The organism is Erwinia sp. SLM-02 (assembly GCF_037450285.1).
Classification (GTDB): domain Bacteria; phylum Pseudomonadota; class Gammaproteobacteria; order Enterobacterales; family Enterobacteriaceae; genus Erwinia.
In genome coordinates this window covers 773,288-789,339 of the sequence record NZ_JAQISN010000002.1, presented here as the reverse complement: position 1 = coordinate 789,339, position 16,052 = coordinate 773,288, and the positions used below count along the sequence as shown (strand labels likewise).

At 57.7% G+C, this 16,052-nt stretch carries 11 protein-coding genes; 9 read left to right on the top strand and 2 right to left on the bottom strand.

Annotated elements, in window-relative coordinates:
• Positions 1–190 precede the first annotated feature (190 nt).
• The 6 genes from asd to glgP all read left to right on the top strand — a co-directional run bounded on the left by asd (position 191) and on the right by glgP (position 11,191).
• Complete coding sequence (gene asd, locus PGH32_RS16745) at positions 191–1,300, top strand: aspartate-semialdehyde dehydrogenase (RefSeq protein ID WP_314417220.1); 1,110 nt, start codon at positions 191–193, stop codon at positions 1,298–1,300.
• A gap of 465 nt (positions 1,301–1,765) precedes the next feature.
• A complete protein-coding gene (gene glgB / locus PGH32_RS16740) occupies positions 1,766–3,949 on the top strand; it encodes a 1,4-alpha-glucan branching enzyme (RefSeq protein WP_337894614.1) in 2,184 nt (727 codons plus the stop codon).
• Between the two features lie 4 nt (positions 3,950–3,953).
• On the top strand, positions 3,954–5,939 hold the full coding sequence (gene glgX, locus PGH32_RS16735) for a glycogen debranching protein GlgX (protein WP_337894613.1): 1,986 nt from the start codon (positions 3,954–3,956) through the stop codon (positions 5,937–5,939).
• 3 nt (positions 5,940–5,942) lie between these two features.
• Entirely contained in the window at positions 5,943–7,232 is a 1,290-nt protein-coding gene (gene glgC / locus PGH32_RS16730; protein ID WP_314417229.1) for a glucose-1-phosphate adenylyltransferase, read from the top strand.
• 57 nt (positions 7,233–7,289) lie between these two features.
• Positions 7,290–8,723: a glycogen synthase GlgA gene (gene glgA, locus PGH32_RS16725; protein ID WP_314417232.1), complete on the top strand. Its 1,434-nt coding sequence runs from the start codon at positions 7,290–7,292 to the stop codon at positions 8,721–8,723.
• A 20-nt stretch (positions 8,724–8,743) separates the two neighbouring features.
• Positions 8,744–11,191: a glycogen phosphorylase gene (gene glgP, locus PGH32_RS16720; protein ID WP_337894612.1), complete on the top strand. Its 2,448-nt coding sequence runs from the start codon at positions 8,744–8,746 to the stop codon at positions 11,189–11,191.
• Between the two features lie 59 nt (positions 11,192–11,250).
• Here the strand turns inward: glgP and glpD are convergent, their stop codons facing one another.
• On the bottom strand, positions 11,251–12,756 hold the full coding sequence (glpD, locus tag PGH32_RS16715) for a glycerol-3-phosphate dehydrogenase (RefSeq protein WP_337894611.1): 1,506 nt from the start codon (positions 12,754–12,756) through the stop codon (positions 11,251–11,253).
• Between the two features lie 229 nt (positions 12,757–12,985).
• On the opposite strand from glpD, the gene glpE reads away from it, so the two are divergent.
• From glpE to PGH32_RS16700, 3 genes are all read left to right on the top strand, one after another.
• Positions 12,986–13,315: a thiosulfate sulfurtransferase GlpE gene (gene glpE, locus PGH32_RS16710; protein ID WP_314417240.1), complete on the top strand. Its 330-nt coding sequence runs from the start codon at positions 12,986–12,988 to the stop codon at positions 13,313–13,315.
• 98 nt (positions 13,316–13,413) lie between these two features.
• A complete protein-coding gene (glpG, locus tag PGH32_RS16705; protein WP_314417242.1) occupies positions 13,414–14,244 on the top strand; it encodes a rhomboid family intramembrane serine protease GlpG in 831 nt (276 codons plus the stop codon).
• Positions 14,245–14,258: 14 nt separating this feature from the next.
• Positions 14,259–15,017 carry a DeoR/GlpR family transcriptional regulator gene (locus PGH32_RS16700; protein ID WP_314417245.1) on the top strand — a complete coding sequence of 253 codons (759 nt, stop codon included), beginning with the start codon at positions 14,259–14,261 and terminating at the stop codon, positions 15,015–15,017.
• 68 nt (positions 15,018–15,085) lie between these two features.
• On the opposite strand, the gene panS is transcribed toward PGH32_RS16700, so the two are convergent.
• Positions 15,086–16,009 (bottom strand): ketopantoate/pantoate/pantothenate transporter PanS, encoded by a 924-nt coding sequence (panS, locus tag PGH32_RS16695; RefSeq protein WP_314417248.1) that lies wholly within the window; start codon positions 16,007–16,009, stop codon positions 15,086–15,088.
• Positions 16,010–16,052: the final 43 nt, after the last annotated feature.

Genomic DNA, 16,052 nt, shown 5'->3' with positions numbered 1-16,052 from the left:
CGACTCCGGTTAATACTTCTGTCTCACGCCGTCTGCCGTGGATTATTAGCCCCTCTGCTAAAAAAATTCCCTCAATCGATTTAATTCACTTGCCACTTTTGCTGCACCTTGTAGATTTGGACAGAGTACATTCCGGTGATTTTAACTGAATTACGGGCGTTATCAGTGCGGGCCCGAGGTAAAGGTAGATATGAAAACTGTAGGACTTGTCGGTTGGCGTGGCATGGTTGGTTCCGTGCTGATGCAGCGTATGATCGAAGAACGTGACTTTGACGTTGTTCGACCGGTGTTTTTCTCCACTTCCCAGCACGGCCAGGCCGCGCCGGAGTTTGGCGGCCGCTCTGCCGGTACGCTGCAGGATGCGTTTGATATTGATGCGCTGAGCGCGCTGGATATCATCATCACCTGCCAGGGTGGCGATTACACCAGTGAAGTCTATCCAAAACTGCGTGCCGCTGGCTGGCAGGGTTACTGGATTGACGCTGCTTCCACGCTGCGCATGAAGGACGATGCGATTATTATCCTCGACCCGGTGAACCACCAGGTTATCCACGACGGCCTGAACAACGGCATTAAAACCTTCGTGGGCGGTAACTGCACGGTCAGCCTGATGCTGATGTCGCTGGGCGGTCTGTTTGCCAACGATCTGGTGGAGTGGGCATCCGTTGCCACCTATCAGGCGGCATCCGGCGGCGGCGCGCGCCACATGCGCGAACTGCTGGCTCAGATGGGCATGCTGCATGACCACGTGGCGAAAGAGCTGCAAAATCCGGCATCGGCGATCCTCGACATCGAGCGCCGGGTGACCGAGCTGACCCGCAGCGGCACCCTGCCTACCGATAACTTCGGCGTACCGCTGGCCGGCAGCCTGATCCCATGGATCGACAAACAGCTGGATAACGGCCAGAGCCGCGAAGAGTGGAAAGGCCAGGCGGAAACCAACAAAATCCTGCGCACTGACAGCGTCATTCCCGTTGACGGTCTGTGCGTTCGCGTCGGTGCGCTGCGCTGCCACAGCCAGGCCTTTACGCTGAAACTGAAAAAAGACGTGCCGCTGGATGAGATAACCCAGCTGCTGGCCTCCCACAACGAGTGGGTGAAAGTGGTGCCGAATGACCGTGAGTTGACGATGCGTGAACTGACGCCTGCAGCGGTCACCGGCACGCTGAACACGCCGGTAGGCCGTTTGCGTAAGCTGAATATGGGGCCGGAATACCTTTCTGCCTTCACCGTTGGCGACCAGCTGCTGTGGGGCGCGGCTGAACCGCTGCGCCGTATGCTGCGCCTGCTGGTAGGCTAATCGGCCGCGCTTTCCCCTGTCGCCTGCGGCAGGGGAAAGTGTCTGTTTGTTATTTTCTGATTCAGTCATTATCACTAACGGCACCACCCGCTATTACCCGTTTTTCCGAATACCCGATCCACCGTTCTGAGTTTTTCCGCCTGATTCGGGGCTCAGCCCATCTGGCGTCTAAGAAGCTTCTGACGTTCCTGCCTTATGCCTTAACAGCAGTTCAGTTTGATGTGAAAGAAATATATTTACGCTTTCGTACGCGGCTATTGTTGTCACCTGGCTATGCTTAAATCAGTCGTTGTTCCATCAGTTAAAAAAAGTTTCGCTTAAGGGTTTATTCTCGCGTGCCGCGGTGGTTTTTCCAGTGGATGGTCACCTCTCCAGCAGCATGCGATTAGGCTCAATGAAGAGCAGAGTATGTCGTGGGCGGAAAACGCCCAGATATCGCCTGCCATCTATCATGGGAAGAAAGTCATGTCAGAGCTTGCCGATCGCCGTGTGATTAACGCTTTACTTTCTGGTCACCTCGCTGACCCTTTTTCTCTGTTGGGTATGCATCAAACTGCTAAAGGGTTGGTGGTTCGCGCACTGTTGCCGGACGCCAGCGAAGTCTGGGTCATTGAAACCAGTACCGGCCGTAAATGCGCGCAGCTGGAGTGCCTGGACGGGCGCGGTTTTTTCCAGGCGGTGATCCCCCGCCGCAAGAATATGTTTCGCTATCAGCTGGCGGTGACGTGGCACGGCCAGCAAAACCTGATTGATGATGCCTACCGGTTTGGCTCGCTGCTGCCCGAAATGGACAGCTGGCTGCTGGCGGAAGGCACTCACCTGCGGCCCTATGAAAAAATGGGCGCGCACGCCGATGTGATTGATGGCGTGATCGGCACGCGCTTTGCCGTCTGGGCACCCAACGCCCAGCGCGTTTCGGTAGTGGGCGAGTTTAACTACTGGGACGGTCGCCGCCATCCAATGCGCTTCCGTCGCGAGCTGGGTGTTTGGGAGCTGTTTATTCCGGCCGCCCGGCCCGGGCAGCTGTACAAATTCGAAATCGTTGATGCCCACGGCCAGCTGCGGATGAAGGCCGATCCGTACGCTTTTGAAGCCCAGATGCGTCCTCAGACCGCCTCTATGATCTGCGGCCTGCCGGAAAAGACCGAAATTTCCCCCGAGCGCCAGCGTGCCAACGGCTTTGATGCCCCGATCTCAATTTACGAGGTGCATCTGGGATCCTGGCGTCGGCATACCGATAACAACTTCTGGCTGAGCTACAAAGAGCTGGAGGAACAGCTGGTGCCTTATGCCGTGGAGATGGGATTCACCCACCTGGAACTGATGCCGATAAACGAGCATCCCTTCGACGGCAGTTGGGGCTATCAGCCGCTGGGCCTTTACGCGCCCACCCGACGTTTTGGTACCCGCGACGAATTCCGCTCGTTTATCGCCGCGGCGCACAACGCCGGGCTTAACGTGCTGCTCGACTGGGTTCCGGGGCATTTCCCCTCTGACGAATTTGGCCTGTCCAACTTTGACGGCACGAATCTGTATGAACACAGCGATCCGCGCGAGGGCTTCCATCAGGATTGGAATACCCTGATCTACAACTTTGGCCGCCGGGAGGTGAGCAATTACCTGGCGGGCAATGCGCTGTACTGGATAGAACGGTTTGGCATTGATGGGCTGCGGGTGGATGCTGTGGCCTCGATGATATATCGCGACTACAGCCGTGCCGAAGGCGAATGGGTGCCGAACTACTACGGCGGGCGGGAAAATCTGGAGGCTATCTCCTTCCTGCGCTACACCAACCGCACGCTGGGCCACGCCGCGCCGGGCTCCATCACCGTGGCCGAAGAGTCGACGGACTTTAACGGCGTCTCGCGCCCGCCGGAAATGGGCGGGCTGGGATTCTGGTTCAAATGGAACCTCGGCTGGATGCACGACACCCTCGACTACATGAAGCTGGATCCGGTTCACCGCCGCTATCATCACGATTTATTGACCTTCGGTATGCTCTACAACTACACCGAAAACTTTGTGCTGCCGCTGTCACACGATGAAGTGGTGCACGGCAAACGATCGATTCTTGACCGTATGCCGGGCGATGCCTGGCAGAAATTCGCTAACCTTCGCGCCTATTACGGCTGGATGTTCGGCTTCCCCGGCAAAAAACTGCTGTTTATGGGTAACGAATTTGCCCAGGGGCGCGAGTGGGATCACGACAGCAGCCTGGACTGGCACCTGCTGGAGGGCGGCGATAGCTGGCATAACGGCGTGCAGCGGCTGGTGCGCGATCTCAACCACACCTACCGCGCCTTCCCGGCACTGCATCAGCTCGACTTTGAACCGGCCGGATTTGAGTGGCTGGTCGTGGATGATTTTGAAAACTCGGTCTTTGTGTTTGTTCGCCGCGACAGAGAGGGTAATGAGCTGATCGTCGCCAGTAATTTCACCCCCGTACCGCGTGAAAATTACCGCTTTGGCGTCTCGCAGGGCGGGCGCTGGCGTGAAGTGCTGAACACCGATTCCGGCCACTATCACGGCGGCAATCTCGGCAACTGCGGCACGATCGATACCGACGACTGGGGCAGCCATAATCGCAGCCACTCGCTGAGCCTGACGCTGCCGCCGCTCTCCACCCTGTGGCTGGTTCGGGAGGCGTAATCTCATGGCACCGATACGTTCAGGTAAACCGCAGCCTCTCGGGGCCAGCTATGACGGGAAAGGCGTGAATTTTACGCTGTTCTCTCAGCATGCGGAGCGCGTGGAGCTGTGCCTGTTTGATGAAAAAGGCCGCGAGAAACGTATCGATCTGCCCGCGCGCAGCGGCGATATCTGGCACGGTTACCTGCCAGCCATCCATCCGGGCCAGCGCTACGGCTATCGGGTACACGGTCCGTGGGCACCGGAACAGGGTAAACGGTTTAATCCGGCGAAGCTGCTGGTGGATCCCTGCGCGCATGAGGTACAGGGTGAGGTGACCGACGATCCGCGTTTTCAGTGCGGCGACCGGGAACCGGACGCTGTGGATAACGGCAGCATCGCGCCGAAATGCGTGGTGCTGGCCGATGACTTCGACTGGGAAGATGACGCCGCGCCGCGGGTTCCCTGGGGCAGCACGGTGATTTACGAAGCGCATGTGCGCGGCCTGACCTGCCAGCATCCCGATCTTCCGCCGGAGATCCGCGGCACCTACGCCGCGCTGGGGCATCCGGTGATGATTGCCTATTTTCAGCGGCTGGGGATCACCAGCCTCGAGCTGCTGCCGGTGGCCTGCTTCGCCAGCGAGCCGCGGCTGCAGCGCATGGGGCTGACCAACTACTGGGGCTACAACCCGCTGGCCTGCTACGCGCTGGATACCCGCTATGCTGCCGGGCAGAACGCGCGCGAAGAGTTCCAGCGGGCGGTGAAAGCGCTGCATCAGGCAGGGATCGAGGTAATTCTGGACGTGGTGTTTAACCACACGGCGGAGCTGGAAGAAACCGGCCCGATGCTGTCGATGCGCGGCATTGATAACCAGAGCTACTACTGGCTGACGGAGCAGGGCGAATACCAGAACTGGACCGGCTGCGGCAATACGCAAAATCTCAGCCATCCGCAGGTGATGGCGTGGGCGCTTGACTGCCTGCGTTACTGGGTGGAGGTGTGCCACGTTGACGGCTTCCGCTTCGATCTTGCCACGGTCCTGGGCCGCACGCCTGACTACCGGCGCGATGCGCCGCTGTTTCAGGCGATAGCCGCCGATCCGCTACTGTCACGGTGCAAAACGATCGCCGAGCCGTGGGATATCGGGCCAGGCGGCTATCAGGTGGGCAATTTCCCGGTGCCGTTTGCCGAATGGAATGACCACTTCCGCGATGCTGCCCGCCGCTACTGGCTGTACGGCGATCTCTCCAACGGCGAGTTTGCCCGACGCTTTGCGGCGTCGAGCGACGTCTTTCAGCGCGACGGCCGGCGACCTTCCAGCAGCATTAATCTGATCACCGCGCATGACGGTTTTACCCTGCGCGACGTCGTCAGCTTTAATCATAAGCACAACGAAGCTAACGGCGAAGACAACCGCGATGGCAGTAATAATAACTTCAGTCACAACCACGGCGTTGAAGGGCTGCGTGCGCCGCTGCTTATTACGGAGCATCGCCGCCGCAGCGTGCATGGCCTGCTGGCCACGCTGCTGCTGGCGCAGGGAACGCCGATGCTGCTGGCGGGGGATGAACACGGCCACAGCCAGCACGGAAATAATAATGCCTATTGCCAGGATAACCCGCTGACCTGGCTTGACTGGCAGCATCACGACAGCGGGCTGTTTTCCTTCACCGCCGCGTTAATCCATTTGCGCCGTCGTATTCCGGCGCTGCAGAGCGATTGCTGGTGGCAGGAAGGCGATGGAAACGTCGAGTGGCTGAATCACCAGGGTCAGCCGCTGAGTACCAGTGAGTGGCAGCAGGGAGCACATCGTTTGCAAATCCGGCTTTCACAGCACTGGCTTATCGTGCTCAACGCCACCGAAGAAGTGTGCGATCTGGTATTACCTCAGGGGAATTGGCACGCCATTCCGCCCTTTGCCGGGGAAGATAACCCGATCCTGTTAACTGTCTGGCATGGCGCAGCGCACGGTGTGTGTGTGTTCCAGGAAAAATCATACCAGGAGTAAGGCATGGCTAAATCTAATAAGCACGATCCTCTGATGCTGGCAAGACAACTGCCAACGCAAACCGTTTCCCTGATCCTCGCCGGCGGCCGGGGGACGCGCCTGCGCGATCTGACCGCCAAGCGCGCGAAACCGGCGGTGCACTTCGGCGGCAAGTTCCGCATCATCGACTTCGCACTCTCCAACTGTCTCAATTCGGGGATCCGCCGGATCGCAGTGATCACCCAGTATCAGTCGCATACGCTGGTGCAGCACATTCAGCGCGGCTGGTCGTTTTTGAATGAAGAGATGAACGAATTCGTCGATCTTCTGCCTGCGCAGCAGCGGCTGTCGACGGAACACTGGTATCGCGGTACCGCCGATGCGGTCACCCAGAACCTCGACATCATCCGACGCTATCGCGCCAAGTACATCGTGATTCTGGCAGGCGACCATATCTACAAGATGGATTACTCGCGCATGCTGATCGACCACGTTGAAAACGACGCGCGCTGCACCATCGCCTGTCTGCCGGTCCCGCTGGAGGAGGCAAGCTCGTTTGGTGTGATGAAGGTGGATGAAAACAACCGCGTGGTGGAATTTCTGGAGAAACCCGCCGATCCACCGTCGATGCCCGGTGATGACAGCAAGGCGCTGGCCAGCATGGGGATCTACGTATTTGACGCCGACTATCTTTACGGGCTGCTGGAAGCGGATCAGGATCTGCCGGAATCCGACCACGACTTCGGCAAAGATCTGCTGCCGAAGATCGTCGCCAGCGGTGAAGCACTGGCGCACTCCTTCAGTTTGTCCTGCGTACAGAGCGGGGAGCCAAGCGAGCCCTACTGGCGCGACGTCGGTACGCTGGAAGCCTACTGGAAGGCGAATCTCGATCTGGCTTCGGTTACCCCGGAGCTGGACATGTACGACAGTACCTGGCCTATTCGCACCCATATGGAACCGCTGCCGCCGGCGAAATTCGTCCAGGATCGGTCGGGCAGCCACGGTATGACAATGAATTCCCTGGTGTCGGGAGGCTGTATCATTTCCGGCTCGGTGGTAGTGAACTCGGTGCTGTTCTCCCGGGTTCGAATTAACTCCTTCTGCAATATTGAGTCGTCGGTGTTACTGCCGGACGTGGAGGTAGGACGCTCCTGCCGCCTGCGTCGCTGCGTGATCGACCGCGCCTGCGTGCTGCCAGAAGGAACGGTGATTGGTGAAAATCCGGATGATGATGCGCGGCGTTTCCACCGATCGGAAGAGGGGATTGTTCTGGTCACAAGGACCATGCTGGCGAAGCTCGGCTGGATCAGCTAGGCGGAAAAACGTGATGCCCTGACAGCATCACGTTCTGGCACTGTTAAGGAGCCGATAATGCAGGTGTTACATGTCTGTTCAGAGATTTTCCCGCTGCTGAAAACCGGCGGGCTTGCTGATGTTGTTGGGGCATTACCGGCGGCGCAGATTGCAGCAGGAATAGATACGCGTGTGTTACTTCCGGCATTCCCCGATCTGAAAAAAGGGGTTGTCGATGCGGTCGTGGTGGCAAAACTGCAAACCTTTGCCGGCTATGTCGAACTGCTGTTCGGCCACTATGACGGGGTCGGGATCTACCTGATCGATGCGCCGGGGCTTTATGACAGACCGGGCAGTCCGTATCACGACGAGTCACAGTTTGCCTATACCGACAACTATCTGCGCTTTGCGCTGCTGGGCTGGATGGGCTGTGAAATGGCCTGTGGTCTGGATACCTTCTGGCGTCCCGATGTGGTTCATGCGCACGACTGGCATGCCGGTCTGACCTGTGCCTATCTGGCCGCCCGTGGCCGCCCGGCGAAGTCGGTGTTTACCGTGCACAACCTGGCGTATCAGGGGCTGTTTAACGCGCACCATCTGGAGCAGATCCAGCTACCGCGTTCGTTCTTCAATATGTACGGCCTGGAGTTTTTTGGCCAGATCTCCTATCTCAAAGCCGGGCTGTTTTACGCCGACCACATCACGGCGGTCAGCCCAACGTATGCCCAGGAAATCACCCAGCCGGAGTTCGGATACGGCATGGAAGACCTGCTGAAACAGCGCCAGCTGGAAGGGCGGCTGAGCGGCATTCTGAACGGGGTGGATCCGGCTATCTGGGATCCACAGCACGATCCGCTGCTGACAGCGCGCTACAACCGCGATGTTCTGGACACCAAGGTTGAGAATAAACGGCAGCTGCAAATCGCCATGGGGCTGAAAATTGACGAGAAGGCACCGATCTTCGCCGTCGTCAGTCGCCTGACGAAACAGAAAGGGCTGGATCTGGTGCTGGAAGCACTGCCGGGCCTGCTGGAGCAGGGCGGTCAGCTGGTGCTGCTGGGGGCCGGAGATGCGGTCCTGCAGCAGGGATTCCTGGCCGCCGCTGCCGAATATCCGGGCCAGGTGGGCGTACAGATCGGCTATCACGAAGCGTTCTCCCACCGCATTATGGGCGGTGCGGATGTGATTCTGGTGCCCAGCCGCTTTGAGCCCTGCGGCCTGACTCAGCTCTATGGCTTGAAATACGGCACCCTGCCGCTGGTGCGGCGCACCGGTGGCCTGGCCGATACGGTCAATGATTGTTCGCTGGAGAACCTTGCAGACGGGATCGCCAGCGGTTTTGTGTTTGAAGATAGCAACGCGTGGTCACTGCTGCGCGCTATCCGACGTGCTTTCGTCCTCTGGTCCCGTCCTTCGCTCTGGCGCTATGTTCAGCGCCAGGCTATGGGGATGGATTTTAGCTGGCAGGTGGCTGCTGTGGCCTACCGCGATCTCTATCAACGTTTGTTGTAACCTGACGAAGGGAAACTGATATGAACGCACCTTTCTCCTATGCCTCACCGACGCTCAGCGTGGATGCACTTAAGCACTCAATTGCCTATAAGCTGATGTTTACCATTGGTAAAGATCCGTCGATTGCGAATAAACACGAGTGGCTTAACGCGACATTACTGGCGGTACGCGACCGAATGGTCGAGCGATGGCTGCGTTCAAATCGTGCCCAGCTGTCGCAGGATGTCCGGCAGGTTTACTACCTGTCGATGGAGTTTCTGGTTGGTCGTACCCTGTCCAATGCGCTGCTGGCCATGGGGATTTACGAAGACGCGAAGACGGCGCTGGAAGAGATGGGCTTCGACCTGGAAGAGCTGATCGAAGAAGAGAACGACCCGGGCCTGGGGAACGGGGGTCTGGGGCGCCTGGCGGCCTGCTTCCTGGATTCTCTCGCCACGCTGGGACTGCCTGGCCGCGGCTACGGCATCCGCTACGACTACGGTATGTTTAAGCAGAATATCGTCGACGGCCAGCAGGCGGAATCCCCGGACTACTGGCTGGAATACGGCAACCCCTGGGAGTTTCAGCGTTTCAACACCCGCTATAAGGTGCGCTTCGGCGGCCGTATTCAGCAGGAAGGCAGCCGTTCGCGCTGGGTAGAAACGGAAGAAGTGCTGGCGATGGCCTACGATCAGATCATTCCCGGGTTTGATACCGATGCCACCAACACCCTGCGGCTGTGGGGCGCGCAGGCCAGTAACGAAATCAACCTCGGCAAGTTTAATCAGGGTGATTACTTCGCGGCGGTGGAAGATAAAAACCATTCGGAAAACGTGTCCCGCGTGCTGTACCCCGATGATTCTACGTATTCGGGCCGGGAGCTGCGTCTGCGTCAGGAGTACTTCCTGGTGTCGTCCACGGTGCAGGATATCCTTCATCGCCATTGGGCAATGCATCAGACCTTTGACAATCTGGCGGATAAAATTGCCATCCACCTGAATGATACCCATCCGGTGCTGGCCATCCCCGAGCTGATGCGCGTGCTGATTGATGAGAGCAAATTCAGCTGGGATGACGCGTTCGGCGTGGCCTGCCAGGTGTTTTCCTACACCAACCACACGCTGATGCAGGAAGCGCTGGAAACGTGGCCGGTGGATATGATTGGCAAGATCCTGCCGCGCCACCTGCAGATTATCTTTGAGATTAACGACTACTTCCTGAAAACCATTCAGGATCAGTACCCGGAGGACTGGGAGCTGCTGTCGCGTATTTCTATTATCGATGAAAATAACGGCCGCAAAGTGCGTATGGCCTGGCTGGCGGTGGTGGTGAGCCACAAGGTTAACGGTGTCTCAGAGCTGCACTCTAACCTGATGGTGCAGTCGCTGTTTGCTGATTTCGCTAAACTCTTCCCGGGGCGCTTCTGTAATAAAACCAATGGCGTGACGCCGCGCCGCTGGCTGGCGCTGGCTAACCCGTCCTTGTCCGGCGTGCTGGATGAGGCGATTGGCCGCACCTGGCGCACCGAGCTCAGCCAGCTTGAAGAGCTGAAGCAGCATATTGATTATCCAAATTTCATTAGCAAAATTCGCGATGCCAAACTGGCGAATAAAAAACGGCTGGCGGTATTTATCGCCCAGAAGCTGGATATCGTGGTGGATCCTCACGCCATGTTCGACGTGCAGATCAAGCGCATACACGAATACAAGCGGCAGCTGTTGAATGTCCTGCACGTGATCACCCGCTACAACCGCATCAAAGCGGACCCGGATGCCGAGTGGGTGCCGCGCGTCTGCATCTTCGCCGGTAAAGCCGCCTCCGCTTACTACATGGCCAAGCACATCATTCATCTGATTAACGATGTGGCAACGGTGATTAACAGCGACCCGCAGGTGAAGAACCGGCTGAAGGTGGTGTTTATTCCTAACTACGGCGTCAGCCTGGCGCAGATCATCATTCCGGCGGCCGATCTCTCCGAGCAGATCTCGCTGGCCGGCACGGAAGCCTCCGGCACCAGTAATATGAAGTTTGCCCTGAACGGCGCGCTGACCATCGGCACGCTGGACGGCGCTAACGTCGAGATGCAGGAGCACGTGGGGGAAGAGAATATCTTTATCTTCGGCAACACCACGCCGCAGGTCGAGGCGCTGCGTAACAATGGCTACAGCCCGCACAAATACTATGAGCAGGACGCGGAGCTGCATCAGGTGCTGACGCAGATCGCCACCGGAACGTTCAGCCCGCAGGAGCCAAATCGCTACCGTAATATTTTTGATTCACTGGTTAACCTCGGCGATCACTATCAGCTGCTGGCGGATTACCGCAGCTATGTCGATACCCAGGATAAGGTGGATAAACTTTATCGCAATAAGGACGAGTGGACGCGACGGACGCTGATAAATATCGCCGGCATGGGATACTTCTCTTCGGATCGCACCATTCAGGAGTATGCGGACGAAATCTGGGGGATCCAGCCCATCCGTCTGTAGGCCGTGAGTGAAAGAAAAGGGCGACCGCTGTCTGGCGATCGCCCTTTTGTTTGTAGCGATCAGGAGGCCAGCGACAGTACCGGTTTCGCGTGCTGTTCCAGCCATTCGCTAACGCGCGCCTGCTGCTGCTCGTTCAGCCACATACCCTCTTTAGTCCGGCGCCAGATAGCATCTTCTTTGGTGCGTGCCCACTCTTTCTGCACCAGATAACGCAGCTCCGCCTCGTAGAAATGGTGGCCAAACAGCTCGCCCAGGTCGTCCAGGCTTTTCGCCTCTTTCAGGAACAGCTCGCTGTTGCTGCCGTAGGTGCGGGCATAGTGACGGGCCATCTCTTCGGTGATAAACGGATAGCGGCGACGCAGGCTGGCCGCGTAGTCTTCACGGCTTCCGGCAAAATCTCCGCCCGGCAGTACGCAGGTTTTGGTCCATGCGGCACCGATGCCCGGATAATATTTGCTGAGCTTCTCCATCGCATGCTCGGCCAGCTTGCGGTAGGTGGTCAGTTTGCCGCCGAATACCGACAGCAGCGGCGCCTGGCCCTGCTCGTCGTGCACGTCCAGCGTATAGTCGCGGGTAATCGCCTGCGGAGAGTCGGACTCGTCATCGCACAGCGGACGCACGCCGGAATAGGTCCAGACGATATCGTCCTTCGCCAGCGTTTTCTTAAAGTGGCCGTTGTAAACCTTCAGCAGGTAATCGATCTCGTTATCGTCAATTTTAACGTCCTTCGGATCGCCTTTATATTCGACGTCGGTGGTGCCGATGATCGAGAACTCATCCATCCACGGGATCACAAACACAATACGATGGTCTTCGTTCTGCAGAATGTAGGCCTGTTTCTGGGTATGGACGCGTGGCACCACGATATGGCTGCCTTTAATCAGGCGGATGCCGTAAGGGGACTTCAGCTTGAGTCCGTCATCAAACAGCTGTTTCACCCACGGGCCGGCGGCGTTAACCAGGCCTTTTGCCTGCCAGGTATAAACTTTACCGCTGTCGATATCTTCGGCTTCCACGGTCCACAGGCCGTTTTCACGCCAGGCTTTGGTCACGCGGGTGCGGGTACGCACTTCACCGCCGCGCTTTTCAATCTCCTGGGCGTTGAGCACCACCAGGCGCGCATCGTCCACCCAGCAGTCGGAATATTCGAAACCGCGCACGATTTCAGGTTTAAGCACCGATTCTGCGCCAAAACGCAAACCTTTACTTCCCGGCAGGCTGGTACGCTTTCCGAGGTGATCGTACATAAACAGACCAACACGGATCATCCAGGCCGGGCGCAGATGCGGGCGGTGCGGCAGGCGGAAACGCATCGGAAAGGCAATATGCGGAGCCATTTTGAGCAGCACTTCACGCTCGGCCAGCGCCTCGCTGACCAGGCGGAATTCATAGTGTTCCAGATAGCGCAGGCCACCGTGGATTAATTTAGAACTGGCGGAAGAGGTAGCGCAGGCGAGGTCTTGAGCCTCCAGCATCAGCACCGACAATCCGCGTCCGGCTGCATCGGCTGCAATACCCGCGCCGTTAATGCCGCCGCCGATTACGATCAGGTCTTTGATTTCCACGTCATCTCCTCCGATGTTCGGAATCGTTCAATAATGTTCGTTTTCGAGCATTATATTAATCGCAAACCAACATTGACGCCAGCGTTAACCAGATAAAAACATTTATGCGTGATGCAGGTAACATAATTGCTTTAACAATTACGCAAATTACTCAGGATATGTCTGGTTATCGCCTACCCGCTTCAGGCTACAATAGGGATTATCTGACGAATTTTAACGAGACCCCACCATGGAACAATTTGAGTGTATCAACGTCCAGGAAGCCCGGCAGAAACTGGCCGACGGCAAAACCCTGCTGGTTGATATCCGCGATCCGCAAAGCTTCTCCGCGGCGCATGCGACCGGTGCTTTCCACCTGACCAACGACTCGCTGCCCGCCCTGATGGCCGCCGCCGATCTGAGCGGTTCGGTGCTGGTGATGTGCTATCACGGCAACAGCAGCAAGGGCGCGGCCCAGTATCTGCTGAATCAGGGATTTGCTGAGGCTTACAGCATCGACGGTGGCTTTGATGCGTGGCACGCCGCGTTTCCGCAGCAGACAGAATCTGGCGTTCGCTAACCGACCTGCGGCGCTATCGTCCCCCAATCCTGCACGCCCGGGTGTGACGGGGTATACTGCCGCTCTCGTTTTAATCCACAGGGAATCTGCCTTCTATTATGCGCATCACCCAATTTACCCATCTGCGCCTGGCGCAGGCGTTTGTTGACTACATGGCAACGCGCGGCATTACGCTGCGTATTGAACAGGAAGGCGGCTATACGCTGTGGCTGGATGATGAATCTCAGTTAAGCGTGGTCGAAAACGAACTCAACCAGTTTATTCGCGAGCCGGATCACCCCCGTTACCAGGCGGCCAGCTGGAAAACCGAAAACACCGACAGCGGCATTAAGTATGTCAGCCCTCCCGGACCACCGCTGATGGTGAGAATGAAAGAGATGGCCGGGCCGGTCACGATTATCGTCAGCATCTTGTCGGTGCTGGTTTATCTGCTGATTGCGATGGGCGGCTATGCGCAGGCAATCGCCTGGCTCGGCTGGCCAAAAGACAGCATGCAGCATTTCCAGGTGTGGCGCTGGTTCAGCCACGTGCTGATGAACTTCTCACTGCTGGCGCTGCTGATTAACCTGCTGTGGTGGTTTTACGTCGGGGGCCGCATCGAAAAACAGCTCGGCAGCGGCAAGCTGTTTACCATCGCGCTGATTTCAGCGCTGCTGTGCGGTTTTGCCCAGTCCCGCTTTAACGGCTTCTGGTTTGGCGGGCTGTCGGGCGTTGACCATGCGCTGATCGCCTATGCCTGGCTGCATTCGCTTCGTGACGAGCGCAGCCCGCTGAATATCGGCGGCGGTCTGATGGGGCTATTTGTCGTGTGGGTGATACTGGAAGCCACCGGCGTATTTGGAGCCAATACCGGTCTGCCGAGCCACGTCGCCGGGCTGCTGGTGGGACTGGCTATGGCATTTGTCGATACCCGCCAGAAAAAACGATAACAGGGGGAACTCTTTTGAAGCAGACACAGCGTCATGACGCGATTATCGATCTGGTACGTCGCCAGGGTTATGTCAGTACCGAAGAGCTGGTGGAGCATTTTGCCGTCAGTCCACAAACCATTCGCCGTGATTTAAACGATCTGGCCGAGCAGAATAAAATTCATCGCCATCACGGCGGTGCCGCGCTGCCGTCCAGTTCGGAAAATACCGCCTGGCAGGACCGCAAGATGATGTGGTCTGCGGAGAAAGCGCGTATCGCCCAGCGGGTTGCCAGCCAGATCCCCGACGGCGCGTCGCTGTTTATCGATATCGGTACCACGCCCGAAGCGGTAGCCCACGCGCTGATGAACCACAACAATCTGCGCATCGTCACCAACAACCTGAACGTGGCGGTCTTGCTGATGGCCAAGCCCGATTTCCGCCTGATCCTCGCCGGGGGCGAAGTGCGCACCCGCGACGGCGGGATTATGGGAGAGGCGACGCTGGACTATATTTCTCAGTTCCGCCTCGATTACGGCATTCTGGGCATTAGCGGTATCGATCTGGACGGTTCACTGCTGGACTTTGACTATCACGAAGTTCGCACCAAGCGGGCGATTATTGAGAATTCACGCTGCGTGATGCTGGTGGCGGATCACTCCAAATTCGGCCGTAACGCGATGGTGAATCTGGGCAGTATGAATCTGATTGATTATCTGTTTACCGATGAAGCACCGCCGCCGGAAATTATGAAAACCATTGAGCAGCATGAGGTCCATCTGGAGCTGTGCTGACCGGGCAGCGAAGGGATGATGCGGAAGCAGGCCACTCTCACCCGGAGAGTGGCCCGTTCTGAAGGGCGTTACTTCTTCTTGTCTTTAATCGTTTTACCTGACCAGTAGCCGGCCAGCAGCGAACCGGACAGGTTGTGCCAGACCGAGAACAGTGCGCCCGGCAGTGCCGCCAGCGGGGAGAAGTACAGCTTGCCCAGCGTTGCCGCCAGACCGGAGTTCTGCATCCCCACTTCCAGCGCCAGCGTGCGGCAGGTGGACTCATCAAAGCCAAACAGCTTGCCGCCCCAGTAGCCGCCCAGCAGGCCAATGGCGTTATGCAGGATCACCGCGATAATCACCACCAGACCGACCGAGCCGATGAAGCTCTGGCTGCCCGCCACCACCGCGCTGATAATCAGCAGAATACACACCATCGAAAACGCCGGTAGATACGGCTCAACGCGCTTCACCACGCCGTTCAGGGTGTGATGGATAATCAGACCCAGGCCAATCGGCACCACCACGATTTTCACGATGCTCAGCAGCATACCCACCACGTCTACCTGAATATGCGTATCCACGTAGAACTTGGTCAGCAGCGGGGTGGCGAAGACGCCAACCAGCGCGGAGACGGAAGAAATAGTCACCGACAGCGCAACGTCGCCCTTCGCCAGATAGATCATGACGTTTGACGCCGTGCCGCTCGCCACGCTGCCCACCAGGATCATCCCGGCTGAAAGGTCAGGCGGCATATTGAACAGTTTTGCCAGCGCCCATGCCGCCAGCGGCATGACCAGATAGTGCAGGAAGGTGCCGGCGATGACCGGGGCCGGGCGGGTCAGCACGCGCTTGAAATCATCAATGTTTAGCGTCACGCCCATGCCGAACATAATCAGCATCAGCAGATAAGTGACGTAAGGCCCGATGCCGGTAAAGGTGGTCGGCGTGTAATAGGCGGCGACGGAGAGCAGGACTGCCCAGAGGGGGAACAGTCGGGTAACGGTAGCAAGCATAGAAAAGCATCCTTTTAATCCCTTGATATCCCCTGCGGCATAA

Bases quoted from the DNA above. Each gene is read 5' to 3' on its own strand.
- glgA (WP_314417232.1), top strand. From the start codon at position 7,290: ATGCAGGTGTTACATGTCTGTTCAGAGATTTTCCCGCTGCTGAAAACC.
- glgX (WP_337894613.1), top strand. From the start codon at position 3,954: ATGGCACCGATACGTTCAGGTAAACCGCAGCCTCTCGGGGCCAGCTAT.
- panS (WP_314417248.1), bottom strand. From the start codon at position 16,009: ATGCTTGCTACCGTTACCCGACTGTTCCCCCTCTGGGCAGTCCTGCTC.
- glgB (WP_337894614.1), top strand. From the start codon at position 1,766: ATGTCAGAGCTTGCCGATCGCCGTGTGATTAACGCTTTACTTTCTGGT.
- glpE (WP_314417240.1), top strand. From the start codon at position 12,986: ATGGAACAATTTGAGTGTATCAACGTCCAGGAAGCCCGGCAGAAACTG.
- asd (WP_314417220.1), top strand. From the start codon at position 191: ATGAAAACTGTAGGACTTGTCGGTTGGCGTGGCATGGTTGGTTCCGTG.
- glgC (WP_314417229.1), top strand. From the start codon at position 5,943: ATGGCTAAATCTAATAAGCACGATCCTCTGATGCTGGCAAGACAACTG.
- glgP (WP_337894612.1), top strand. From the start codon at position 8,744: ATGAACGCACCTTTCTCCTATGCCTCACCGACGCTCAGCGTGGATGCA.
- glpG (WP_314417242.1), top strand. From the start codon at position 13,414: ATGCGCATCACCCAATTTACCCATCTGCGCCTGGCGCAGGCGTTTGTT.